Source organism: Rhodovulum sp. HP10 (assembly GCF_047553435.1).
Taxonomy (GTDB): Bacteria; Pseudomonadota; Alphaproteobacteria; order Rhodobacterales; family Rhodobacteraceae; genus Rhodovulum.
This window is the reverse complement of record NZ_CP180201.1, coordinates 1,367,614-1,391,402: the sequence shown is the minus strand read 5'-3', so window position 1 is coordinate 1,391,402 and position 23,789 is coordinate 1,367,614. Positions and strand designations below refer to the sequence as shown.

18 protein-coding genes and 3 pseudogenes are annotated in these 23,789 nt (G+C 67.9%); 8 read left to right on the top strand and 13 right to left on the bottom strand.

Going from position 1 to position 23,789, the window contains the following annotated elements; all coding sequences use genetic code 11:
- Positions 1-36 precede the first annotated feature (36 nt).
- A complete protein-coding gene (locus tag ACK8CO_RS06415) occupies positions 37-1,371 on the top strand; it encodes a lytic murein transglycosylase (protein WP_080615271.1) in 1,335 nt (444 codons plus the stop codon).
- A 671-nt stretch (positions 1,372-2,042) separates the two neighbouring features.
- Here the strand turns inward: ACK8CO_RS06415 and ACK8CO_RS06410 are convergent.
- Entirely contained in the window at positions 2,043-2,942 is a 900-nt protein-coding gene (locus tag ACK8CO_RS06410; protein WP_414898571.1) for a LysR family transcriptional regulator, read from the bottom strand.
- A 117-nt stretch (positions 2,943-3,059) separates the two neighbouring features.
- Here ACK8CO_RS06410 and ACK8CO_RS06405 point away from each other — a divergent pair, with 117 nt between their 5' ends.
- Complete coding sequence (locus ACK8CO_RS06405; RefSeq protein WP_414898570.1) at positions 3,060-3,482, top strand: CidA/LrgA family protein; 423 nt, start codon at positions 3,060-3,062, stop codon at positions 3,480-3,482.
- Entirely contained in the window at positions 3,457-4,179 is a 723-nt protein-coding gene (locus ACK8CO_RS06400) for an LrgB family protein (RefSeq protein WP_414898569.1), read from the top strand. Before ACK8CO_RS06405 ends, ACK8CO_RS06400 begins: the two co-directional genes overlap by 26 nt.
- A 38-nt stretch (positions 4,180-4,217) precedes the next feature.
- Here the strand turns inward: ACK8CO_RS06400 and ACK8CO_RS06395 are convergent.
- The 8 genes and pseudogenes from ACK8CO_RS06395 to xdhA form a co-directional block, all read right to left on the bottom strand.
- Positions 4,218-4,499 (bottom strand): annotated as a pseudogene (locus tag ACK8CO_RS06395) (IS110 family transposase); the annotation flags it as partial.
- Positions 4,500-4,963: 464 nt separating this feature from the next.
- Complete coding sequence (locus tag ACK8CO_RS06390) at positions 4,964-6,037, bottom strand: BMP family ABC transporter substrate-binding protein (protein WP_414898568.1); 1,074 nt, start codon at positions 6,035-6,037, stop codon at positions 4,964-4,966.
- Between the two features lie 61 nt (positions 6,038-6,098).
- A complete protein-coding gene (locus ACK8CO_RS06385) occupies positions 6,099-7,031 on the bottom strand; it encodes an ABC transporter permease (protein WP_414898567.1) in 933 nt (310 codons plus the stop codon).
- Positions 7,031-8,116: an ABC transporter permease gene (locus tag ACK8CO_RS06380; RefSeq protein ID WP_080615277.1), complete on the bottom strand. Its 1,086-nt coding sequence runs from the start codon at positions 8,114-8,116 to the stop codon at positions 7,031-7,033. Before ACK8CO_RS06380 ends, ACK8CO_RS06385 begins: the two co-directional genes overlap by 1 nt.
- Positions 8,117-8,128: 12 nt before the next feature.
- Positions 8,129-9,649, bottom strand: coding sequence for an ABC transporter ATP-binding protein (locus ACK8CO_RS06375; protein ID WP_414898566.1), 1,521 nt, complete (start codon positions 9,647-9,649; stop codon positions 8,129-8,131).
- Entirely contained in the window at positions 9,646-10,590 is a 945-nt protein-coding gene (xdhC, locus tag ACK8CO_RS06370; protein ID WP_414898565.1) for a xanthine dehydrogenase accessory protein XdhC, read from the bottom strand. The genes ACK8CO_RS06375 and xdhC overlap by 4 nt, the downstream gene beginning before the upstream one ends.
- Complete coding sequence (xdhB, locus tag ACK8CO_RS06365) at positions 10,587-12,938, bottom strand: xanthine dehydrogenase molybdopterin binding subunit (RefSeq protein ID WP_414898564.1); 2,352 nt, start codon at positions 12,936-12,938, stop codon at positions 10,587-10,589. The genes xdhC and xdhB overlap by 4 nt, the downstream gene beginning before the upstream one ends.
- Positions 12,935-14,362, bottom strand: coding sequence for a xanthine dehydrogenase small subunit (gene xdhA, locus ACK8CO_RS06360; protein WP_414898563.1), 1,428 nt, complete (start codon positions 14,360-14,362; stop codon positions 12,935-12,937). The genes xdhB and xdhA overlap by 4 nt, the downstream gene beginning before the upstream one ends.
- 278 nt (positions 14,363-14,640) lie before the next feature.
- Between xdhA and ACK8CO_RS06355 the strand changes: the two genes are divergently transcribed.
- Together ACK8CO_RS06355 and dnaE are read left to right on the top strand one after the other, a co-directional pair.
- On the top strand, positions 14,641-15,003 hold the full coding sequence (locus ACK8CO_RS06355; RefSeq protein WP_080615282.1) for a VOC family protein: 363 nt from the start codon (positions 14,641-14,643) through the stop codon (positions 15,001-15,003).
- A gap of 38 nt (positions 15,004-15,041) precedes the next feature.
- The gene (dnaE, locus tag ACK8CO_RS06350) at positions 15,042-18,545 is read left to right on the top strand and encodes a DNA polymerase III subunit alpha (protein ID WP_414898562.1); all 3,504 of its coding nucleotides are present in this window, start codon (positions 15,042-15,044) and stop codon (positions 18,543-18,545) included.
- Positions 18,546-18,926: 381 nt separating this feature from the next.
- Here dnaE and ACK8CO_RS06345 read toward each other — a convergent pair.
- The 3 genes and pseudogenes from ACK8CO_RS06345 to ACK8CO_RS06335 all read right to left on the bottom strand — a co-directional run.
- Positions 18,927-19,055: pseudogene (locus tag ACK8CO_RS06345) on the bottom strand (IS481 family transposase); the annotation flags it as partial.
- 110 nt (positions 19,056-19,165) lie between these two features.
- Positions 19,166-19,360 (bottom strand): annotated as a pseudogene (locus tag ACK8CO_RS06340) (transposase); the annotation flags it as partial.
- 205 nt (positions 19,361-19,565) lie between these two features.
- A complete protein-coding gene (locus ACK8CO_RS06335) occupies positions 19,566-19,727 on the bottom strand; it encodes a hypothetical protein (protein WP_155773914.1) in 162 nt (53 codons plus the stop codon).
- 85 nt (positions 19,728-19,812) lie between these two features.
- On the opposite strand from ACK8CO_RS06335, the gene hisS reads away from it, so the two are divergent.
- Genes hisS through hisG form a run of 3 tightly spaced genes read left to right on the top strand, consistent with a single transcriptional unit; the run spans position 19,813 to position 23,114 of the window.
- Complete coding sequence (hisS, locus tag ACK8CO_RS06330; RefSeq protein ID WP_414898561.1) at positions 19,813-21,309, top strand: histidine--tRNA ligase; 1,497 nt, start codon at positions 19,813-19,815, stop codon at positions 21,307-21,309.
- Between the two features lie 3 nt (positions 21,310-21,312).
- Positions 21,313-22,419: an ATP phosphoribosyltransferase regulatory subunit gene (locus ACK8CO_RS06325; RefSeq protein WP_414898560.1), complete on the top strand. Its 1,107-nt coding sequence runs from the start codon at positions 21,313-21,315 to the stop codon at positions 22,417-22,419.
- A complete protein-coding gene (hisG, locus tag ACK8CO_RS06320) occupies positions 22,416-23,114 on the top strand; it encodes an ATP phosphoribosyltransferase (RefSeq protein ID WP_080615286.1) in 699 nt (232 codons plus the stop codon). Before ACK8CO_RS06325 ends, hisG begins: the two co-directional genes overlap by 4 nt.
- Positions 23,115-23,328: 214 nt before the next feature.
- Here hisG and ACK8CO_RS06315 read toward each other — a convergent pair whose 3' ends face one another.
- Entirely contained in the window at positions 23,329-23,763 is a 435-nt protein-coding gene (locus ACK8CO_RS06315) for a DUF1489 family protein (protein WP_414898559.1), read from the bottom strand.
- Positions 23,764-23,789: the final 26 nt, after the last annotated feature.

The following is a 23,789-nucleotide window of genomic DNA, read 5'->3' as shown; positions in this document are numbered from 1 at the left end:
TACACTGGCTCAAAGCCTGATAAAAGGTGCGAGCAGATGACCCGATACAGATCCTTGGCCCCAAGCCTTGGGGTTGCCCTCGGGGTTGCCCTTGGCCTGGGCGGACCCGCTGACGCGATGCTGGAGCGCGTGCCGCGCCCCTTGCCCCGCCCGGACACGCTGGAAATGAGCAAGAGCCCCCGACCCGAGATCAGGTCCGCCGTTGTCGCTGCGCTGGCCAGGACGGGCGCGCCCGACACTGTCGCCGACGAGGCGCGGGGCTTTCCGGGCTGGGTCGCGGGCTTTCGCGGCCGGGCGCTGGCGCAGGGCATCGGCCCGGGCGTCTTCGACCGGGCCTTCGCGGACGCGAGCTTCCAGGCCGACGTGATCCGGCGCGACCGCAACCAGTCGGAATTCGTCAGGCCGATCTGGGACTATCTCGACAATGCGGTGTCCGAGACCCGGGTCCGGAACGGCCGCGCGGCGCTGGCGCAATATGGTGCGGTGCTGGACCGGATCGAGGCGCGCTACGGTGTCGACAAGGAGATCGTCGCCGCGATCTGGGGCATGGAGACCTCCTATGGCAGCTATCGCGGCTCGGCACCGATCGTCTCGTCTCTGGCGACGCTGGCCTATGAGGGGCGCCGCGCCGCCTTCTTCGAGGCCCAACTGATGGCGGCGCTGAAGATCATCCAGTCGGGCGATACCGATGCCCGGCACATGACCGGAAGCTGGGCGGGCGCGATGGGTCATACCCAGTTCATGCCGACCTCCTATCTTGACCATGCGGTCGATTTCGACGGCGACGGGCGGCGCGACATCTGGTCGGACGATCCGACCGACGCGCTGGCCTCGACCGCGGCCTATCTGGCGCATTTCGGCTGGACCAGAGGGCAGCCCTGGGGTGTCGAGGTGCAGCTGCCGCGCGGCTTCGATCACCGGCTGGCCGACCGTTCGGTCAAGCGGATGCCCTCGGACTGGGCGCGTCTCGGGGTGCGCGACATGGACGGCCGGGCGGTCCGCGATTATGGCCGCGCGGCGATCCTGCAGCCCGCGGGCGCGCGCGGCACGGCCTTCATGATCTTCGACAATTTCCGCGTGATCGCGCGCTACAACCCGGCCGACGCCTATGTGATCGGGGTGGGGCATCTGGCCGACCGGCTGAAGGGCGGCGGCCCGATCCGGGGCTCCTGGCCGCGCGACGACCGGGCGCTGGCTTCGGCCGAGCGCAAGGAGCTGCAGGAACGCCTGACCCGTGCCGGTTTCGATACCGGGGGGGTCGATGGCCGGATCGGCCCGAACACGGTCTCGGCGCTGCGGGCCTATCAGAGCGCGGTCGGGATGATCCCCGACGGTTATGCCAGCATGGCGGTGCTGCGGCGGCTGAGATAGCCCGGCAGGGCATTGGGGGGCCGCGTCACGGCCTCTGCCGTGTCGACGCTTATGTGGGCTCTTCATCTGGCCCGGCGGCAATGGCCGGTCCAGGTGCGAGTCTTGTCGCCTCAGGTGTGGCGCCATACCGGGCGAAACTGGCGGTACGCCCGCCGGGCTGCGCATCGCGGGCGGTCGATCCGTCCAGCGCGTCGCGCGAGTGGCGCCCGTCAGGATTTCATCGGCAGTGGCGGAGTGTCGGCCTTTTCTCCTTTTCTTGCGGGGTGCCGCTTCCGCCCTCATGTGGTGCCGGCTTGCGGCGGGAGCGGTCGAGGCCACGGTCGCGAACCCGGCAGGCGGGCGCGGGCATGGACGCTGACCGTGCCGGTCCGCACCACTGATCGTTTCTCTTCGGGCAATGCGCTGCGCCCGGGCCGGAAGCGGCCGGAGTCGCCTTGGGGGCTGGCTTTGCTGCTTATATTGCCGAGGGGGCGCCTGTCGTGTCGTGGTCCTGTCCCGGACAGGGCGCAATGCGCGACGCGAAGGGTACAGCGCAGCCCAGGGGCAAATGAGCCTCCGAAGACCGGGGGTCAGTTGTTTTTCCGTAGAGAACTTGGGGGACGGTGGTCGAGGATCGTCCACTCACCGGGTCACACCGGGCGCGACGGATTTCCGGTTGCGGTCTCGTCCGGCTACGGCGCCGGGCCGGCCCCGGCGGGATCGTCTGCGGCGATGTCCAGCCAGGCGCGGGCAGCATGGGGCAGATAGGCGCCGCGTCGCCAGAGCGTCGCCATTGCCCAGTCGGTGCCGGGTTCGTCCAGCGGCACCTGTGCGACCGGCACATGCACCCGCGCCCGGGCGATCAGCCGGGGCAGGAAGGCCACGCCCAGCCCTGCCGCGGCCAGCCGGATGATGAAGTCGATCTGGCTCGAGCGGGCCGTGACCTCGGGCTCGAAGCCATGCCGGGCGCAGGCGGCGCGGATGATCCGGTTGAGCGCGAACCCGCTGTCGAACAGGATGAAGGGCATGTCGCGCAGATCGGCCAGAGTGAGCGGCCCGGGCATCTGCGCCAGCGCCGCATCGGGCGTCATCAGCGCGACCAGCGGATCGCGACGCATCGCCAGCCAGTCGAATTCCTCCGATACCGGCAGCAGCGAGGCGGCGAGGTCGATCTCGCTGGCCCGCAGCAACTCCTCCAGCCGGTCGCTGCCATGCTCCACCAGCTTGATGTCGACGCCGGGATAGCGCTGCCTGTAAAGCGTGAAAACCGGCGCGAAGAGCTCGCTCGACCCGATCGGCGGCAGCCCGATCCGCAACAGCCCCCGTTTCAGCCCGGCCAGCTCCTGCAGTTCGGTCTTCAGCGTCTCGCGTCCGGCCAGCAGGGTCTGCGCGCGCTGGAACACGATCTCGCCCGCCGCGGTAAGGGCGATCCCCGCAGGGCCGCGGATCAGCAGCGGCATGCCGATCTCGTCCTCGAGCTGGCGCACCGCCTTGCTGATCGTTGACTGTGTCGCATTCACGCGCCCGGTGGCGGCCGAGAACCCTCCGGCACGGACCACCTCGACAAAGACCCTGAGCGTCCTGAATTCCATATCCATTCCAATATTGACTGAATGACATTCAAATAAGTCATTTGAAGAATGCCGCGATTTGCCCACATGAAGTCCTGGCGGGGATGTCCCGCTGGCAGACCCCCTGGAGGATTTATCGTGACGACGCGCCTTCTTGCGAGACGGCTTCGCATTGCCGTGCGGCGGAGCCTCACGGTGCAGATCGGCATTCTGGTCGGTTTCTGGCTGGCCGGAGAGGCTGCGGTCCGGCTGAGCGGGCTGTCGCTTCCGGGCGGTCTGGTGGGGATGGCGGCGGCGCTGGCGCTGCTCGGTTCGGGGCTTCTGCGGACGGGGACGCTCCGGCGGGGCGCGAACTGGTTTCTGGCCGAGATGCTGTTGTTTTTCGTGCCGGCCGTTCTGGCGGTGCTGAACCACCGGGAGTTCCTCGGGTTGCTTGGTCTGCAGATCCTGCTGATCATCGTCCTGGGGACGCTTTCGGTCATGGCGGTGACCGCGCTGACGGTCGAGCTGTGCTGCCGTTGGGGGATCGGGGGCGATGGACAGCCTTCTGCACTGGATTGAGCCCTTCGGGCCGGTTTTGGGCTGGTCGCTGCTGACTGTCGGTTTCTATCTTCTGGCCAAGTGGGTCTACCGGCGCTGGCCGCGCTGGTGGCTTATGCCGCTGGCGGTCGCGCCCGCGCTGCTGACGATCACGGTGCTGGCGCTGCACGAAACCTATCGCGACTATATCCGCGGCGCGGGCTGGCTGATGCTGATGCTGGGACCCGCGACCGTGGCCTTCGCGGTCCCGATCTATGAACAGCGCGCCCTGATCCGGCGCACCTGGCCGGTGCTGCTGGTCGGAATGGTGGCGGGCAGCGCGACGGCGGTGGCGGTCAGCTGGGGGCTGGCAAGCCTCTTCGGGCTGGACCAGAGTCTGCGGCTGAGCCTGCTGCCCCGGTCGATCAGCACGCCCTTCGCGATGGAGGTTTCGGCCGATATCGGCGGGTTGCCCGACCTGACTGCGGTCTTCGTTGTGATGACCGGCGTTCTGGGCGCGGCTCTGGGCGATCTGGTGCTGGCCTGGCTGCCGGTGCGTTCGGCCTTGGCGCGGGGCGCGTTGCTGGGGGTCGCCGCGCATGGTGCGGGCACCGCCCGGGCGCATCAGATCGGCCGGGCCGAAGGCTCGGTGGCGGGGCTGGTGATGGTTCTGGTGGGTTTGCTGAACGTCTGCCTGGCGCCGCTTGTGGTTTCGGCAGTCCGGGTCGTCTCGGGCTGATGGGCGGAGCGCCCGCGTTTTCTTGGCAACTGTATCTCTCACGTGGCCCCTGGCTGCCGGATCTGGCGCCTTTTATACAGTGCATTGGCGATGATGACGCGCTTTCGCGCGACCGCAGTCACGATGACCTTGTGAGGCTTTCCGGCTGTACGAAGATGGTCAGCGGAGGCTTTGAGTGCAGGGGTGTGACGGGAGGCGAGCAGCGCGGGCTGGAACAGGACATGCCACAAGGTCCGCCGGCCGCCGGTAATGGCGCACTTCCCACGAAGTGTCCCTCTCTGATGTGCAACGGGCGACAGGCTTGTCAGCGCAGCGACGTCCTCTCCTGTTGGAGTGCCGAATTCAGGAGGTTAGGCGTCGAACCGGGCACCGGTTCGATACCGGGCCGATCCCGGGTCCGGAGGGGGACGGACGGGCGATCATCTCGTTCAATCGGTCTTGCAGCTCTGCATCCTGATCCTCGAACAGCCCAGCGGTGCCGCGTCCGGATCTGGGGCAGCAGCCTTTTGCGCGCCCCGACCCTCAGAGCCCTTCTGGTCGTCAAGGCCCTGAGACGCCGAAGGTGTCGCTGGAAGTCTTCGCCCGGCACCGGGCCCGGACACATTCTTCCCCGGGGTGGGCCCGGCCGCGATAAACTCCGACGGGACCGTCCTCCTATATGGATCTTCGCAGACCCAACCTGGCACACAGATGCCGTCGGGGGACGGTCACATCATTAGCGCCCCCGAGAGGCCGCACGTCATGACAATTCCCGCTGTCATGACGGCCCCGGCGGCTTTCGGGCTTATTGCGGGATCTCGACCGTCAGGCCCTCGACGAAGAAATTCATGCCGAGCAGGGTGTCGTCATCGGCGATTTCGCCTTCGGCCAGCCAGGGCGAGCCGTCCTGCTTGTTCAGCGGCCCGGTGAAGGGATGATACTCGCCGCTGGCGAGCGAGGCCTTGAGCGCCAGCGCCTCGGCCTTGACCTCCTCGGGTACCGCGCTCGAGATCTCGCCGATCTTGACCATTCCGGGGCCGATCCCGTCCCAAGTGTCGTCGCTTTCCCAGGTGCCGTCCAGCACGGCCTGGATGCGCTCGATGTAATAGGGGGCCCAGTTGTCGATGATCGAGGAGACCCGCGGCGAAGGCGCATATTCGGCCATGTCAGAGGCCTGACCGAAGGTGATGACATTGCCGGCCTTCTCGGCGGCAGCCTGCGGCGCGGTCGAGTCGGTATGCTGCAGGATCACATCGGCGCCCTGTTCGATAAGGGCGGTTGCGGCATCGGCCTCCTTGGCCGGATCGAACCAGGTATAGGCCCAGATCACCTTGAACTGGACATCGGGATTGACCTTCTTCGCATGGAGATAGGCCGCGTTGATGCCGCGCACGACCTCGGGGATCGGATAGGAGGCGATATAGCCCACGATGTTCGATTTGGTCATGCGGCCGGCGATCAGCCCCTGCACGGCGCGGCCTTCGTAGAACCGGGCCGAATAGGTGCCGACATTTTCGGCGCGCTTGTAGCCGGTCGCGTGTTCGAACTTCACGTCCGGGAATTTCCGGGCGACGTTGATGGTCGGATCCATGTAGCCGAAAGAGGTGGTGAAGATCAGCTTGGCACCCGACAGCGCCATCTGGGTCAGCACGCGCTCGGCATCGGCGCCTTCGGGGACGCTTTCCTGATAGACGGTCTCGATCCTGTCGCCGAATTCCTTCTCGACCGCCAGCCGGCCCTGGTTATGCTCGTAGGTCCAGCCGCCGTCGCCGATCGGGCCGACGAAGACGAAGCCGATCTTGGTCTTGTCCTGGGCCTGTGCCGCTCCGGCCAGCCCGAGGGCAAGCGCGGCACCGGCCAGAATCGCTTTGAGTTTCATGAATGGATACTCCCGATGATGGTGTTGCGGGCCGCGGTCGGCCCCTGCTGATTGGGCGGCCTCAGGTCGAGGCGTGGAAGACCCGGCCGAGCGATGCCGGAGCGTTCAGGGCCGCGCGGCCGCGATCGGCCGACATGATGACCAGAACCAGAATCGTTACCAGATAGGGCGAAGCGGACAAGAGCTCGACGGGCACGGCCACGCCCGCCGCCTGCAGGTGCAGCTGCAGCACGGCGACGCCGCCGAAGAGATAGGCCCCGAGCAGCACCCGGGTCGGCCTCCAGGAGGCGAAGACCACGATCGCCAGCGCGATCCAGCCTGCGCCCGCGGTCATGCCTTCGGTCCATTGCGGCACCCGCACGAGGCTGAGATAGGCGCCGCCGAGCCCGGCGCAGGCGCCGCCGAAGGCGATGGCGGCCAGCCGGATGCGCACGACCTTGTAGCCGAGCGCATGGGCCGCGTCATGGTTCTCGCCGACCGCGCGCAGGATCAGCCCGGCCCGGGTGAAGCGCAGAAAGGCCCAGACGGCGGCCACCAGGGCAAGGCTGAGATAGACCACGAGATCATGCGAGAAGAGGATGCGGCCCAGGACCGGAATATCGGAGAGCGGGCCGAGATCGAGTCGCGCGGTCGCGGGCGGCTTGAGGCCGACATAGCGTTGCCCGATCAGCGCCGAGAGGCCGAGCCCGAACAGCGTCAGCGCCAGCCCGGTCGCGACCTGGTTCGACATCAGCACCTGGGTCAGAAGCCCGAAGACCAGCGACAGCAGCGCCGCCCCCAGCATCGCGGCGAGAAAGCCGATGGCGGGGCTTCCGGTCTCGACCGCGGCGGCAAAGCCGCAGATCGCCCCGGTGATCATCATGCCCTCGACGCCGAGATTGAGCACGCCCGCCTTCTCGACCACCAGCTCGCCGAGGGCGGCCAGCAGGATCGGCGTCGCCGCGACCATCAGCGAGGCGATCAGCACGACCGGATTGATTGCCGAAAGATCCATCACGCAACTCCCCGCCGGCCGAACCGGATGCGGTAATTGGACAAGACATCGACCCCGAGCAGGAAGAAAAGCAGCATGCCCTGAAAGGCCTGGATCGCCGCGGCCGGAACGCCAAGCATGAATTGTGCAAGTTCGCCGCCGATATAGGTAAGCGCCATCAGAAGCCCGGCCAGCAGGATCCCGACCGGATGCAGCCGGCCGAGGAAGGCGACGATGATGGCGGTGAAGCCATAGCCCTGGTTGAAGTCGATGCTGACCTGCCCGGCGGGCCCCGAGACCTCGAACAGCCCGGCAAGCCCTGCCAGCGCGCCCGAGGCGCCGAGGCAGATCACCACCAGCCGGTTCGGGTTGACCCCGGCAAAGCGGGCCGCACGCGGAGACTGGCCGGTCAGCCGGATCTGGAAGCCCAGCATGTGCCGGTTCAGGAGCACATAGGCCGCGATCACCGCGATGAAGGCCGCGACCACGCCCCAATGCATGCCGGTGCCCGCGATCAGCTCGGTATTCGCGGCGGCGGGGTATTGCTGCAGGTTGCGGCTGCCGGGAAAGCCGCCGCCCTCGGGATTGCGCATCAGGCCCAGCGCCATCGCCGCCAGGATCTGCTCGGCGACATAGACCAGGAGCAGCGAGACCAGGATCTCGTTGGTTCGGAACCGGGTCTTGAGCAGCGCCGGGATCATCGCCCAGGCCCAGCCGCCCAGCCCGCCCGCCAGCACCATCAGCGGAAAGACGATAAAGGACTCAAGCGGATAAAGCGCCAATGCCACGCCTGCGCCGCAAAGCGCGCCGATGATGTATTGCCCCTCGGCGCCGATATTCCAGATGCCTGCGCGAAAGCCGAGGCTGAGCCCGATCGCGATCAGGATCAGCGGTCCGGCCTTGACCAGAAGCTGCGGCCGCGAATAGCTGGCGAATTGCGCATTGAAGAGCGGATCCCAGAAGATGGTGCGGATTGCCGCGACCGGGTCCTTGCCCAGCATGGCAAACAGGATGCCACCCGCGACCATGGTCAGCGCCACCGCCAGAACCGGGGTCGCGACCGTCCAGGCGCGCGACGGCGAGGGTCGTTTCTCCAGCCTGATCAAGGGGCGGTCTCCTCACTCGGCCACATGGGCCACCTCCATGCCATGGGCGCCGCCCATCATCAGGCCGATCTCTTCGAGGCTCAGGCCCCGCGCCGGGCGCGGCGCCGACATCCGGCCCTCGTTCAGCGCGGTGAAGCGGTCGGAGATTTCCATCAGCTCGTCGAGATCCTGACTGATCACGACCACCGCGGTTCCCGAGGCGGCCAGATCCAGCAGCGACTGCCGGATCGCGGCGGCGGCCGAGGCGTCGACGCCCCAGGTCGGCTGGTTCACGACCAGAACCTCGGGGCGCTGAAGCACCTCGCGGCCGATGACGAATTTCTGAAGATTGCCGCCCGACAGGGAGCGCGCGGCGTTTTGCGGCCCGGGGGTGCGCACGTCGAAGGTCTCGATCACCCGCTCGGCGAAGGCGCGGGCGGCGGGCCATTTCAGGAAGCCGTGGCTGGCCAGCCCCTGCCGGATCGCGGCGGTCAGCATCGCATTCTCGGTCAGGCTCATGTCGGGCGCCGCGGCATGCCCCAGACGTTCCTCGGGCGCGGCCAGAACCGCGATCCGGCGTCTCAGGCTCGGCCCCAGCGCGCCGATCGGCTGGCCATGCAGCAGGACGGTTTCAGGCCCGACCGGCGCCTCGCCCGACAGCGCGTCGAGCAATTCGTCCTGGCCATTCCCCGCGACCCCGCCGATGCCCATGATCTCGCCCGCCCGGACGGTGAAGGAGATATCGCGCAGGCTGGTCCCGAACGGGCTCGGCGAGGGCAGGCTGAGCGCCTTCACCTCGAGCACCGCCGCCCCCGGCGCGCCGCCCGCGCGGGCCGGGACGGCAAGCTTGGCGCCCACCATCATCTCGGCCAGTTCGGCGGCGCTTTTCTCGCGCGGGTCGCAGCTTTCGACCACCCGCCCCAGCCGCAGGATCGTCGCCCGGTCGCAGAGCGAGCGGATCTCTTCCAGCTTGTGCGAAATGTATAGAATCGAGGTGCCCTCGGCGGCCAGCTTCCTCAGCGTCGCGAACAGGATCTCGACCTCCTGCGGCGTCAGCACGCTGGTCGGCTCGTCCATGATCAGCAGCCGCGGATCCTGCAGCAGACAGCGGATGATCTCGACCCGCTGCCGTTCGCCGGCCGAAAGATCGCCCACCAGCCGGTCGGGCTTGAGCGGCAGGCCGTAGGTTTCGCTGACCTCGCGGATCTGGCTGGCCAGCCGACGCATCGGCGGCGGCGTCTCCATCCCCAGCGCGATATTCTCGGCCACGCTCAGCGCGTCGAACAGCGAGAAATGCTGGAACACCATGGCCACCCCGGCCCGGCGGGCGGCGCTGGGCTCGGAGGGCGCATAGGGCGCGCCCCGCAGGGTCATCCGGCCGGAATCGGGCTGCACCAGCCCGTAGATCATCTTGACCAGGGTGGATTTTCCGGCTCCGTTCTCGCCGAGAAGCGCATGCACCTCGCCCGCGCCGATCGAAAAGCCCACATGGTCATTGGCGACCACGCCGGGATAGGCCTTGCTCAGGCCCTCGACTGTCAATAGCGCTGTCACCCGGCGATGTCCCTCGCTGCGATCCCTTCGACGCCCTCGCTTAGTAACGCGGCCGCGACGCCAATCGCAATGGCTTGAGGATGTTTCCCCAAAGACTTCTGCCCAATCGGGCAGCAGATGCGCGCGATTTCGGCAGGGGTGTGGCCAAGCTGCTCCAGCCGGTTCCGGAACCGCGCCCATTTGCTGTCCGACCCGATCAGGCCCGCCGAAGCGAAGCCATGGCAGAGCAGCGCGTGGCAGAGCGCGAGATCGAGGGCATGCGAATGGGTCAGTACCAGATGGTGCGCGCCGATGGGCGCCTCTGGCACCAGGGTGGCGGGATCGGGGGCGACCCGTGGCAGCACGCCCTCGGGCAACTCGGCCGGAAAGCGCGCGGCGGCGGTGTCGATCCAGGTGATCCCGATGCCGGGCAGCGGAGCGAGCACGGCCGCCAGCGCCCGGCCGACATGGCCCGCCCCCCAGATCCAGAGTGGACGGGCCGGCGGGGCGACGGGTTCGAGAAGCCAGCCCTCGCGCAGCAGGACCGGCGGGGGGCCGAGGCCGCTCCGCGCCTCGCTCAGCGCCCGACGGATTGCGAGGGGCATCTCGGCATGCCCCTCGACCCGCCGCGCATGGGCATCCCCGGGCAGGGCGGCAAGCTCGCGAGGCGTGAAGATTTCCGTCACCAGCAGGACCGCGCCGCCGCAGCATTGTCCGAGACCCGGGCCGAGCGCGATCCGCGCAACCAGCGTGCCGCCGCCTGCCAGCAGCCGCCGGGCCTCGGCCGTGGCCTCGTATTCCAGCGTGCCGCCCCCGATGGTCCCCTGCTGGCCTTCCGCCCAGACCAGCATCGATGCGCCGGCCTCGCGGGGGGTCGAGCCGCGGGTCTCGGCCACGGCTACCCGCGCGACGCGGCCCCGGGCGCGGACCGCCCGCGCAAGGGCGTCCCGGTCGAGGCTCATGCCCGGACCCGCTCGATGGCGGCCAGCAGGCGCTCGGGCGTCGCGGGCGCGTCGAGCGCCGGATAACCCGGGCCGCAGGCTGCGACCGCATCCGACAGCGCCATCAGGACCGAAATGCCCAGCATGAAGGGCGGCTCTCCAACCGCCTTCGAGCGGTGGATCGTTTCCTCCCGGTTTTGGCCGTCCCACAGCGCCACATTGAAGATCTCGGGGCGGTCGCCCACCGCCGGGATCTTGTAGGTCGAGGGCGCATGGGTCGAAAGCCGCCCCTTCGCGTCCCAAACCAGTTCCTCCATCGTCAGCCATCCGGCGCCCTGCACGAAACCGCCCTCGATCTGGCCGAAGTCGAGCGCGGGGTTCAGACTGGCGCCGGCATCATGCAGGATATCGGTCCTCAGGATCCGGTTCTCGCCGGTCAGGGTGTCGAGCACCACCTCGCTCAGTGCGGCGCCATAGGCGAAATAGAGAAACGGCCGTCCGCGTCCCGCGATCCGGTCCCAGCTCAGCTTCGGCGTGCGGTAGAAGCCGGTGGCACTCAGGCTGATCCGGGCCTGATAGGCGCGCTGCGCGGCCTCGGCAAAGCTCATCTCGGCGCCGCCCGCGAACACCCTTCCATCCGCGAAGCGAACCTGCGCCGGGTCGGTCTGGTGCTCGGCGGCCAGATGCGCGGCGATCCGGTCACGGATCTCGTCGCAGGCGGCCTTGACGGCCATCCCGTTCAGATCGCTGCCCGAGGAGGCGGCGGTGGCCGAGGTGTTGGGCACCTTGCCGGTATCGGTCGCGGTGATCTTCACCGCGGCCACCGGCAGCCCGAAGGCATGGGCCGCAACCTGCGCCACCTTCTGATACAGCCCCTGACCCATCTCGGTGCCGCCATGGTTCAGCTGCACCGACCCGTCCTGATAGACATGCACCAATGCGCCGGCTTGGTTCAGATGGGTCAGCGTGAAGGAAATCCCGAATTTCACGGGTGTGAGCGCAATTCCCTTCTTGAGCACCGCATGCCGCGCGTTCCACTCGGCCACCGCCGCCCGCCGAGCGGCATAGTCGGCGCGTTCGGCCAGTGCCGCGGTCATCTCGTCCAGGATGAAATCCTCGACCTCCATCCCATAGGGCGTGGTCGTATTCTTCCTGGCGGAAATACCCTCGGGGGGAGCCGATCCGGAGGATCGGCGGGGGGCGGACAGCCCCCCCGCCGCGTCCGGGGCACTGTCGTAATAGTTGATCCGGCGCACCTGCAGCGGATCGCGGCCAAGCGCATGGGCGACATGGTCCATCACCCGCTCGATGCCCACCATCCCCTGCGGTCCGCCAAAGCCGCGAAAGGCGGTCGCGGACTGGGTATGGGTCTTCAACCGGTGGCTTTCGATCCGCAGCGCAGGCAGGAAATAGGCATTATCCGCATGCAGCATCGCACGGTCGGCCACCGCAAGGCTAAGGTCCTGGGCCCAGCCGCAACGCGTGTAATGCCGGAAGTCGACCCCCGCGATCCGGCCCTCGGTATCGACCCCGGCGCGATAGGCGATGCGGAAATCGTGGCGCTTGCCGGTGATGACCATGTCGTCGTCGCGGTCATAGCGCATCCGGCAGGGCCGCCCGGTCGCGCGCGCGGCCAGCGCGCAGGCGATGGCCAGCGCATTGCCCTGGCTCTCCTTGCCGCCGAAAGCCCCGCCCATGCGCCGCACCTCGACCCGGACCGCATGCATAGGCAGCCCCAGCGCGTCCGCGACCTTGTGCTGGATCTCGGAGGGGTGCTGGCTCGAGGCATGGACGACCATGTCGCCGCCTTCCTGCGGTAGGGCGAGCGCAGCCTGGCCTTCCAGATAGAAATGCTCCTGCCCGCCGATCTCTATCACGCCCTCGATCCGGTGGGCAGCCCCCGCGATGGCCGCGGCCGCATCGCCCCGTTCCCAGATCCGCGGCCCGTCCTCGAACCGGCTGTTCGCGGCCAGCGCCTGCTCGATGGTCAGGATCGCGGGCCATTCCTCATGGCGGATCTCGGCCAGCCGCGCGGCCTTGCGGGCGGCAAGGTGGCTTTCGGCGATCACCAGGAAAAGCGGCTGGCCGCAATAGCTGACCTCTCCGGGGGCCAGCAACGGCTCGTCATGGGCCGAGGGCGAGCAGTCGGGCATCGGGGCGAGATCGTCGGGGCCGAGCACCGCCACCACGCCGGGGGCGGTGCGGACCGGGGCCAGATCCATCGCGAGGATCCGGCCATGGGCGATCTGCGACAGCCCGAAGGCCAGGTGCAGCGTGCCCGCGGGGGCCGGTATGTCGTCGAGATAGCGCGCCGTACCGGTCACATGCAGGCGCGCCGCGTCATGGGGCAGGGGGCTCTTCACGCTCACGGGGCGACCTCGTCGATATCGGCGGGCTCGTTCCGGCTTTCGTGCCAGAGCCTGAGCAGCATGTTCCGGGCGGCCTGCAGCCGGTATCCGGCCGAGGCGCGCATGTCGGACATCGGCTGGAAATCGGCGGCGAAGGCGGGCAGGGCGGCGTCGATCGTCGCCTGCGAGAAGAGCTGCCCGGTCAGTGCGGCCTCGACCGCGCGGGCGCGTTTCGGAATGCCCGCCATGCCGCCGAAGGCGATGCGCGCGGTCTCGATGCGACCTTCGCGGAGGACGAGGTTGAAGCAGCCCAGCACGGCCGAGATGTCCTGATCGCGGCGCTTCGAGAGCTTGTAGCAGCGCAGGCTGTCGGGCTGGCGCGGGATCGTCACCGCCTCGATGAATTCTCCGGGCGCGCGGTCCTGCTGGCGGTAGTCGAGGAAGAAGGCCTCGAGCGGCAGGGTGCGGCGGGTCTCGCCCTTGCGCAGGTGAAGGGTGGCACCCAGCGCGATCAGCGCGGGCGGGCTGTCGCCGATGGGCGATCCGTTGGCGATATTGCCGCCGAGTGTCGCGGCGGCCCGGACCTGGGCCGAGCCGAAGCGGGTCAGCATCCTTGCGAAATGCGGGTGATATGCGCGCATCGTCTCGCGCAGCCGGGCGATGGTGATGCCTGCGCCGAGGCGGATGTCGGTTTCGGTGATCTCGATCCGGGTGAGATCCTCGCAGCCCGACAGGAAGGCCACCTTGCCGAGATCCTGCAGGCCCTTGGTGACCCGGAGGCCGACATCGGTGGCGCCCGCGATCAGCGTGGCATCGGGATGGGCGTCGTACCAGGCGGCAAGCGCGTCGGTCGTGGCCGGGCGGAAGGCGGAGGGGCTGAAGATGGGGGGGCTGTCCGCCCCCCGCCGGTCCTGCGGACCGGCCCCCCCCGAGGGTATTTCGGCCAAGAAGAAATTGGCATCTTCGTCGATCCAGTCGGGAACCGGGGCGCCCTGGGCGGCCTCGGCCGCGCGCAGGATCGGCGCATAGCCCGTGCAGCGGCAGAGATTGCCGGCGAGCGCGGCCTCGAGATCGGTTTCGCCGGTCTTCTGGGCGGTGGCCATCGAGATCGCGAAACCGGGCGTGCAGAAGCCGCACTGGCTTGCGTGATGGTCGATCAGGGCCTGTTGCACGGGGTGCAGCCGGCCATCGGGTGCGGCAAGCCCCTCGACGGTGCGGATCGCCTTGCCGTGGATCTGCGGCAGGAAGAGGATGCAGGCATTGAGCGCGCGGCTGCCCCCGGCATCGGTCACCATCACCGTGCAGGCGCCGCAATCGCCTTCGCGGCAGGCCTCCTTGGTGCCGGTGAGGCCGCGGGCCTCGCGCAGCCAGTCGAGCAGCGTCGCGGTGGGCGCAACCCCCGTCAAAGCCACTCTTTCTCCGTTCAGAAGAAAGGCGATGTCCATGCCGTGATTCCGCCGCCTTACCGGGTTCTCGCGGGTGTCCCCGGGCCGGGCCCCCTCGATGCGGCGTAGAAGGGGCGGCCCTGTGCGGGAGCGTCGGTCAGGAAAGCGGGCGGGGCGGCTCTTGGCAAGGAAAAACCGGGCGGGGATGGGCGGCTATGTCGGGATCTGCCCGGAAAATGTGCAACCGATGCGGGTCCTCGGGGCGTCGCGACTTGGCAGCGGGCGGCTCGCGGCCCTATGCTGGCGGATGTCGGGGCAAGGAAGGACCGGGGGAGGCCATGTATCCGCACGCGCTGCATCACGTTCAGCTGGCGATGCCCGAGGGCCGCGAGGATGAGGCGCGGGCCTTTTACGCTGCGCTGCTCGGGCTTGAGGAGGAGGAAAAGCCCGAGGCGCTGGCGGCGCGCGGCGGGGTCTGGTTCCGGCGCGGCGAGTTGCGGCTGCATCTGGGGGTGGAGACGCCCTTTGTTGCCGCGCGCAAGGCGCATCCGGCGCTGGAGGTGCGCGGTCTCGGCGCGCTGGCCGACCGGCTGGAGCGCGCCGGGCTGGCGCCACGCTGGGACGGGGCTTTGCCGGGCATGCGGCGGTTCTATATCGACGATCCCTTCGGCAACCGGATCGAGTTTCTGGAGCCGGTCTGAGGCTTTCGCCCGGCGCGGCGGAGCGCTAGGGTCGGCCCATGTCCGCGCCCCGATTCATCCATCTCCGAGTTCATACCGAATATTCGCTGCTCGAGGGCGCGGTTCGGGTCAAGAAACTGCCCGGTCTCTGCGCGGCGGCGGGCATGCCTGCCGTTGCCGTCACCGATACCAACAACATGTTCTGCGCGCTGGAATTCTCGGTGATGGCGACCGGCGCGGGGATCCAGCCGATCATCGGCTGCCAGGTCGATCTCAGCTATGATCCGGCGGCGCCGGGCGAAGCCCCGCGCGCGCCCGCGCCGGTCGTGCTCCTGGCCCAGAATGAGGCCGGCTACGGTAATCTGATGAAGCTGAACTCGTGTCTCTATCTCGATACGGGCGGGCAGTTGCCGCAGGTGACGCTCGACGAGCTTGCGGACCATGCGGAAGGGGTGATCTGCCTCAGTGGCGGCCCGGACGGTCCGGTGGGGCGGCTGTTGCGGGCCGGGCAGCGCCCGAAGGCCGAGGCACTGTTGACCCGGCTGGCGGCGGCCTTTCCGACCCGGCTTTATGTCGAGCTTCAGCGCCATCCGGGCGAGGGCGGGCAGCCGACCGAGGCCGAGCGCGAGACCGAGCGCGGCCATGTCGAGATGGCCTATGCCATGGACCTGCCGTTGGTCGCGACCAATGACGTCTATTTCCCCAAATCCGACATGTACGAGGCCCATGACGCGCTTCTGTGCATCGCCGACGGGGCTTATGTGGACCAGGCCCAGCCGCGCCGCCGGCTGACGCCGCAGCATTATTTCAAGACTCCCGAAGAGATGGCGGCGCTGTTCGCCGATCTTCCCGAGGCGTTGGAAAATACCGTCGAGATCGCGCGGCGCTGCGCGGTCAAGTCGGAAAAGCGCAAGCCGATCCTGCCGCGCTTCGCCGATGACGAGGTCGAGGAGCTGCGCCGCCAGGCCTGGGAGGGGCTCGAGGCCCGGCTGGCCGTCATCCCGCATGCCGCGCCGGTCGAGGATTACGAGAAACGGCTGCAGTTCGAGCTGGACATCATCGAGGGAATGGGGTTCCCGGGCTACTTCCTGATCGTGTCCGACTTCATCAAATGGGCCAAGGAACATGGCATTCCGGTGGGGCCGGGGCGGGGCTCGGGCGCGGGCTCGCTGGTGGCCTATGCGCTGACCATCACCGATCTCGATCCCTTGCGCTATTCGCTGCTGTTCGAACGCTTCCTGAATCCCGAACGGGTCTCGATGCCCGACTTCGACATCGACTTCTGCATGGATCGCCGCGAGGAGGTGATCCATTACGTGCAGCAGAAATACGGCCGCGAGAAGGTGGCCCAGATCATCACCTTCGGCGCGCTCCTGTCCAAGGCCGCGGTGCGCGACGTGGGCCGGGTGCTGCAGATGCCCTATGGCCAGGTCGACAAGCTGTCGAAGCTGATCCCCGTCGAAGGGGTCAAGCCGGTCTCGATTGCCCAGGCCCTGACCGACGAGCCCCGCCTGCGCGAGGCCGCGAAGAACGAGGAAGTCGTCGACAGGCTGCTGACCTATGGCCAGCAGGTCGAGGGGCTCTTGCGCAACGCCTCGACCCACGCCGCGGGCGTGGTGATCGGCGACCGGCCGCTCGATGAGCTGGTGGCGCTGTACCAGGACCCGCGCTCGGACATGCCCGCGACCCAGTTCAACATGAAATGGGTCGAGCAGGCCGGTCTGGTGAAGTTCGACTTCCTCGGGCTGAAGACGCTGACGGTGATCCGCAATGCGGTCGACCTGATCCATCGCGGCGGACGGTCGCTGCATCAGGCGGCCGACGGCACGGCGCTGTACCAGCCGCCGCCCGGGGCCGAGGAGGATATCGGGCATATCCCGCTGGATGACGAGAAGACCTACCAGCTTTACTCCTCGGCGCGCACGGTCGCGGTGTTCCAGGTGGAAAGCTCGGGGATGATGGATGCGCTGAGGCGCATGAAGCCCACCTGCATCGAGGACATCGTCGCTCTGGTGGCGCTTTACCGTCCCGGTCCGATGGAGAATATCCCCACCTATTGCGAGGTCAAGCAGGGGCTGAGACCGCTCGAATCGGTGCACCCGACCATCGACCACATCCTGGCGGAGACCCAGGGCATCATCGTCTATCAGGAACAGGTGATGCAGATCGCCCAGGTGATGGCGGGCTACAGTCTGGGCGGCGCCGACCTGCTGCGCCGCGCCATGGGCAAGAAGATCAAGGAGGCGATGGACGCGGAGCGTCCGAAATTCGTGGATGGCGCCAAGAAGAACGGCGTCGATGCGAAAAAGGCGACCGAGGTCTTCGACCTTCTCGAGAAATTCGCGAATTACGGCTTCAACAAGTCCCACGCCGCTGCCTATGCGGTGGTCAGCTACCAGACCGCCTGGCTGAAGGCGAACCATCCGGTCGAGTTCATGGCGGGCATCATGAACTGCGATATCCACCTGACCGACAAGCTGGCGGTCTATGCCGAGGAGGTTCGGCGCGGGCTCGATCTGGAAATCGTGCCGCCTTGCGTGAACCGTTCGCTCGCGACCTTCGACGTTCAGGACGGCGCACTGGTCTACGCGCTGGGCGCGCTCAAGAACGTTGGGATCGAGGCGATGAAGATGATCGTCGCGGCGCGCGAGGACCGGCCCTTCGCCTCGCTCTTCGATTTCGCCCGGCGCGTCGACATGAAGCATGTCGGCAAGCGGCCGCTGGAAATGCTGGCCCGCGCAGGGGCCTTCGATACGCTCGATGGCAACCGCCGCCGTGTCTTCGAAAGTCTCGATGCGCTGGTGGGCTATTCGGCCGCGATCCACGATCAGCGCGCCTCGGCGCAGGTCTCGCTGTTCGGCGAGGCGGGCGAGGATCTGCCCGAGCCGCGTCTGGCGCAGACCCCGGACTGGCTGCCGAACGAACGCCTGGCAGAGGAACAGAAGGCCATCGGCTTCTACCTGTCGGGGCATCCGCTCGACGATTACATGCCCGCGCTCAGGCGCAAGAAGGTGATGACCAAGGCCGAGGTCGAGGAAAAGACCAAGGCGGGACCGGCCCTCGTCCAGATGGCGGGCGCCGTTGCCGCGCGGCAGGAGAGGAAGTCCGCAAAGGGCAATCGTTTCGCCTTCGTGCAGATGTCGGACCCGACGGGGCTGTTCGAGGTGACGCTGTTCTCGGACGTGCTCGAGGTTGCGCGCGATCAGCTGGAGCCGGGCATGAATGTGGTGATCCAGGTCGAGGCCAATCTGGAGAACGAGCAACTGAAGCTTCTGGGCCGGTCGGTGAAGCCGATCGATACGGTCGTGGCCGAAGCCGGGGTGACCGGGCTCAAGGTGGTGCTCGAGACCGAGGCTGCGGTCGAGGCGGTCGCGGCGCTGCTCGACCGGGCACGGGGCGAAAGCGGGGCGCGCGGCGGTCGCGGCCCGATCGAATTCAGCCTGCTTGCCCCCGACCTGCCCGGCGAGGTCCGGATGACGCTGAACGACCGCTACCCGGTCAATCCTCAGATCAAGGGCGCGCTGCGCAGCCTGCCCGGTGTCGCCATGGTCGAAGAGGTCTGAGCCGGGCCGCCATTCTCCCCGGACAGGCGCCGCTCGTAGCCGGGGATGGTGGTCCCGTGATTGTCTCCGCGGCTGGTGGCGGGGTCGGCCGTTCTCGCGGTGGGACCTGCGGGCCGCTGCGCCCGCAAGGCGATACGCGCGGCCGACGAAAGCCGAGGATGGCACGCCCTTTCCCGTCCGGTCGGGTGCAGTCTTGCCAAGGTCGGCAAAGTTGCCGACGCCTTCCTATCCCTGGCAGGCTCCTGGAAAATGATCCGCACCGCGCCCTCTCGCCGGGCCGGCCGATGTCAGCCCCGACAGTCCGTCATCAGCCTTGCGATAAGCAGCAAAAAAGCCGGATCTTTGCGCAACAAGGCAAAGCCGGAGTTTTTCAGCGGCCTGTTAGGTGCTCAGTCCCGGCATCTGGTGGAACCGAGCGACATTGAATCTGTCTGGCTCTGAGGTCCGGACTTTGTAGATGTATTCGTAGGGCGTGAGACCGCTGAGCGTCTTGAGGCGGCTTGCGAAGTTGTCGGTGAGGAGGGAACAGGCGGCCGTCCGGTGGACTGTCGACCCCGACGCAAGATGAAGTCGGCGAGGGGGTGTCGTAGTGGAGGCGTTTGACGTTCAGCGGGGAGAGAGCTCGACCATTCTCCAAACGCTTCGGGCAGGTCGCGCCACGGCACGCCGGTGCGGGAGATCCGGAAAATTCCATCCGGAACAAGGCGATGGCTGGTCTGTTTGCGCCCGTTTGGCGCGCGGACAGTCAGGATGAAACGCTCAAAGAACGCCCATTCCTCGCCCGACATAAGGGCGCGTGCCAAGCTGGTCTCCATCGCCGATACCAGCTTCGATCATACTTGCCGCGCGGGGCGAACCCCTTTTGTCAACACAGCCTCGGGCAGGAGCAAAGCCCTCCGGCAGCGCTGTGTCCAGCTGTCCCGAACGTCGTGCTCCGGTGCCTTCTTCCTGGCGCAAATACCCATTTCGCGAGGCCCGCCCCCGTCCCGGCGGCCCGGATCGGTGCCCGGCCTCGCACCTTTATGGCCGGTCGCGTTCGGCGCCCCGGGCCAGTGTCGTGGCCACCAGATGGCGGAACCGGTCGATCTCCTTTCCCTGCTGTTCTATGGCACGGCTCAGCCCGGCAAGCTCGCCCGTCAGCCGGTCGATCCGGTTGTCCAATAGGGTCAGTTCCCGTTCCATGCGTCCTCCGGACCTTGCGCGACCTTGCCCCCCGGCCCCCCTTCCGCTAGACCCCGCGCGACGCGTAGGCAGTGGCGAGAGACCGATGGCCAAGGACAAGAAACCCCGCCGCCCCAGGGCCGAGACGCCCAAGGGGTTCCGCGACTATTTCGGAATCGATGTCACCGAACGAAAGGCGATGCTCGACCGTATCGCCGAGGTCTACCACCGCTATGGTTACGATCCTCTTGAGACCTCCGCGGTCGAGACCGTCGAGGCGCTTGGCAAATTCCTGCCCGATGTCGACCGCCCCAATGAAGGCGTCTTCGCCTGGCAGGAGGAGGACAGCGACTGGGTCGCGCTCCGCTATGACCTGACCGCGCCGCTGGCACGCGTCGCGGCGCAGTTCCGCAACGATCTGCCCAGCCCCTACCGGCGCTATGCCATGGGGCCGGTCTGGCGCAATGAAAAGCCGGGGCCGGGGCGGTTTCGTCAGTTCTATCAATGCGACGCCGACACCGTGGGCGCCGCGAGCGTCGCCGCCGATGCCGAGATCTGCGCCATGCTCTCGGATGCGCTGGAAACCGTCGGCATTCCGCGTGGCGACTATGTCGTCCGGGTGAATAACCGCAAGGTCCTGAACGGGGTGATGGAGGTCGCGGGCGTGCTCGACCCGGCCGATCCTTCGAAATTCGAGGCCGAACGCGGCATCGTGCTGCGCGCCATCGACAAGCTCGACCGGCTGGGCGAGGCGGGCGTGCGGGCGCTTCTGGGCGAGGGCCGCAAGGACGATTCGGGCGATTTCACCGACGGCGCGAAGCTGTCGGAGGCGCAGGCCGAGGTGGTGATGGGCTTCATGGCCGCCCGCCGCGAGAGCGGCGCCGAAACCTGCGCGCGGCTGCGCGAGCTGGTGGCGGGCTCGGCCATGGGTGCCGCGGGCGTCGACGAGCTGGAAACCATCGCGACCCTGCTCGACGCGCAGGGCTATGGCCCCGACCGCATCATCCTCGATCCGTCCGTCGTGCGGGGCTTGGGCTATTATACCGGCCCTGTCTTCGAGGCCGAACTGACCTTCGAGATCCTCGACGAGAAGGGGCGGCCGCGGCAATTCGGCTCGGTCGCGGGCGGCGGGCGCTATGACGATCTGGTCAAGCGCTTCACCGGGCAGGACGTGCCTGCGACCGGCGTCTCGATCGGCGTCGACCGGCTGCTGGCGGCGCTGCGCGCCAAGGGCCGCGCCGGGGGCGGCATGGACGGGCCGGTGATCGTGACCGTGATGGATCGCGACCGGATGGCCGAGTATCAGACCATGGTGGGCGAGCTGCGCAATGCGGGCATCCGCGCCGAGGTCTATCTGGGCAATCCGAAGAATTTCGGCAACCAGCTCAAATATGCCGACAAGCGCCAATCGCCGGTCGCCATCATCCAGGGCAGCGACGAGGCGGCGCGCGGTGTCGTCCAGATCAAGGATCTGGTGCTGGGCGCGAAGATCGCCGAAAGCGCCAGCCTCGAGGAATGGAAGTCCCAGCCAGCCCAGTTCGAGGCGGCGCGCGCCGATCTTGTGGCCGAGGTCCGGCGTCTGCTGGCCCAGGGCGAGGGCTGAGCGGTGCGGGACAAGGGCCGCATCCTCGCACAGGCCGAACGGCTGCATGTCTTCTTCCGGGGGGCCGGGGCCGAGCCCGTGCAGACCGCGATCCTGCAACCGGCCGAGACCCTTCTCGACCTTTACGGCGAGGATATCCGGGCGCGGGCCTATGTGACTTCGGATGCGCTGCGGGGCGAACAGATGCTGCGCCCCGACTTCACCGTGCCGGTGGTGCAGATGCATATGGACAGTGCTGCCGACCCGGCCCGCTATACCTATTGCGGCGAGGTGTTCCGGCGGCAGGAGCGCGACCCGTCCCGGCCCAACGAATATATCCAGGTGGGCTACGAGCTCTTCGGCGGCGAGAGCCCGGCCGATGCCGATGCCGAGGTCTTTGCGCTGTTTTCCGAGGCGCTCTCGCCGCTCGACCTGCGGGCCGCGACCGGCGATATCGGGCTGATCCTTGCTGCCGTCGACGGGCTTTCGACCACCGACAAGCGCAAGGCGGCGCTGCGGCGCCATGTCTGGCGCCCGCGTCGCTTCCGCGCGCTGCTGGAACGTTTCGCCGGGCGGATGCCGCTTCCGGAAAGCCGCAAGCGGCTGCTGTCCGAGATCGAGACCCATGGGATCGAGGCGGTGCTGGATGCCGCCGCGCCGGAAATCGGACTGCGCTCGCGCGTCGATGTGGCCCAGAGGCTGCATGCGCTGGTGCAGGATGCGGCCGAGCCGCCGGTTTCGACCGGCGAGACGGAACTCCTGGAGGATCTGTTGTCGATCCGCGAGACCTCGGTCAATGCGCTGGCGCATCTGCGCGACATCGCGGTGGATCTCAAGACCATCGGCCCGGCGGTCGACCGGATGCAGGCGCGGCTGGATGCGCTGGCGGGGCAGGGGATCGATGTCGATCTCCTGGATTTCGAGGCAAGCTACGGCCGCACCACGATGGAATATTATGACGGCTTCGTCTTCGGTTTCTATGCCGAGGGCCAGCCGGGCTTGCCGCCGGTGGCCACGGGCGGGCGCTATGATGCGCTGACCCGCATTCTGGGGCGCGGCCGCGAGGTGCCCGCGGTCGGCGGCGTGGTCCGGCCGGAACTGGTGCTGTCTCTGACGGAGGCGATGGCATGACGCTGAAGCTCGGGGTGCCGTCCAAGGGGCGGCTGATGGAAAAGACCTTCGACTGGTTCGCCGAACGCGGCATCTCGATTGCCCGCACCGGGTCCGAACGCGAATATTCCGGAGCGGTCGAGGGTGTGGACGGGATCGAGCTGGTGCTGCTCTCGGCGGGCGAGATCCCGCGCGAACTGGCCTCGGGACGGATCCATCTGGGCGTGACCGGCTCGGACCTGGTGCAGGAGCGGATCGCCGACTGGGAAAACCGGGTGCTGGAACTCGAGCCGATGGGATTCGGCTTTGCCGATCTGATCATCGCGGTGCCGCGCTGCTGGGCCGATGTCGATACGCTGGACGATCTCGACGCGGCGGCGGCGGCCTTCCGGGCCGCTCATGGCCACCGACTGCGGATCGCGACCAAGTATCACCGCCTGGTGCGGGTGTTCCTGCGCGATGCTGGTGTAGCCGATTATCAGCTGGTCGACAGCCAGGGCGCGACCGAGGGCACGGTCAAGAACCTGACCGCCGAAGCCATCGCCGATATCACCTCGACCGGCGAGACGCTGCGGGCCAATCATCTGAAGATCCTGTCCGACGGGCTGATCCATCGCAGTCAGGCGACGCTGTTCAAGTCGCGCCTCGCCGCGTTCAGCGATATCGACCGCACCAACTTGCATGCCATGCTGGATCGCCTGGGGCTCGCGGCCTGACGGCCGGCTCGCGGCGGCCATGCTTAGGCCCGGCTGCCGGTGCGGGGCGCGCGTGCGCAGGGAGCCCGTGCATCGGGCTGGGCAACGACCGGCCTGTCCCCCTGGTGTTCGCTGTCGCGCCCCTCGCAGGCGGCCATTGCCCTGAAGTGCAGGTTTCGGTCCCTGGACGGCGTTTCGCCAGTGCAAACTTGCCGCAGCGGCAGGCAAGTCCGGTCTACCTGACCCCGATCTCGGCCAGTGCGGCCATCAATTGCAGCGGCAGTTCGTCTTCCTCGGCGCGGGCGGCGGGCAGATCGCGGGGCGCATCGCCCGCTTCGAGATACCGCCAGCCCTGGAACGGACGCCGCGGCACCGCTTCGGTTCGGATCACCTCGGGGTCGAGCACGATGGCGCAGCGCGTGATGCCGTCCTCGCCGGTGACCTCGTCAAGCCGCAGCACGCGCTGCCGGGCCAGGATCATGCCCTTGAACACCCAGTAGAGCGCGCCGCCATCCAGCAGCTCGGCCGCGCGTTTGGGCCACATCCGGGTGACATGGCGGGGCAGCCCGTCGGGCAGGCTGGCACGGCGCGCGGCCTGCCAGTCGATCAGGTCCTCGACCCGCTCTGCGCCGACGCAGAGCTTTACCAGATTGACATGGCCCCTCGCCATCGTGCATCCACCAGATTCTGTTGATG

Excerpts from the sequence above, each read along its gene's own strand:
- ACK8CO_RS06390 (WP_414898568.1), bottom strand. The coding sequence starts at position 6,037 with ATGAAACTCAAAGCGATTCTGGCCGGTGCCGCGCTTGCCCTCGGGCTG.
- ACK8CO_RS06315 (WP_414898559.1), bottom strand. The coding sequence starts at position 23,763 with ATGGCGAGGGGCCATGTCAATCTGGTAAAGCTCTGCGTCGGCGCAGAG.
- xdhA (WP_414898563.1), bottom strand. The coding sequence starts at position 14,362 with ATGGACATCGCCTTTCTTCTGAACGGAGAAAGAGTGGCTTTGACGGGG.
- dnaE (WP_414898562.1), top strand. The coding sequence starts at position 15,042 with ATGTCCGCGCCCCGATTCATCCATCTCCGAGTTCATACCGAATATTCG.
- xdhC (WP_414898565.1), bottom strand. The coding sequence starts at position 10,590 with ATGAGCCTCGACCGGGACGCCCTTGCGCGGGCGGTCCGCGCCCGGGGC.
- ACK8CO_RS06355 (WP_080615282.1), top strand. The coding sequence starts at position 14,641 with ATGTATCCGCACGCGCTGCATCACGTTCAGCTGGCGATGCCCGAGGGC.
- ACK8CO_RS06400 (WP_414898569.1), top strand. The coding sequence starts at position 3,457 with ATGGACAGCCTTCTGCACTGGATTGAGCCCTTCGGGCCGGTTTTGGGC.
- ACK8CO_RS06385 (WP_414898567.1), bottom strand. The coding sequence starts at position 7,031 with ATGGATCTTTCGGCAATCAATCCGGTCGTGCTGATCGCCTCGCTGATG.
- ACK8CO_RS06335 (WP_155773914.1), bottom strand. The coding sequence starts at position 19,727 with ATGGAACGGGAACTGACCCTATTGGACAACCGGATCGACCGGCTGACG.
- ACK8CO_RS06410 (WP_414898571.1), bottom strand. The coding sequence starts at position 2,942 with ATGGAATTCAGGACGCTCAGGGTCTTTGTCGAGGTGGTCCGTGCCGGA.
- ACK8CO_RS06415 (WP_080615271.1), top strand. The coding sequence starts at position 37 with ATGACCCGATACAGATCCTTGGCCCCAAGCCTTGGGGTTGCCCTCGGG.
- hisS (WP_414898561.1), top strand. The coding sequence starts at position 19,813 with ATGGCCAAGGACAAGAAACCCCGCCGCCCCAGGGCCGAGACGCCCAAG.
- hisG (WP_080615286.1), top strand. The coding sequence starts at position 22,416 with ATGACGCTGAAGCTCGGGGTGCCGTCCAAGGGGCGGCTGATGGAAAAG.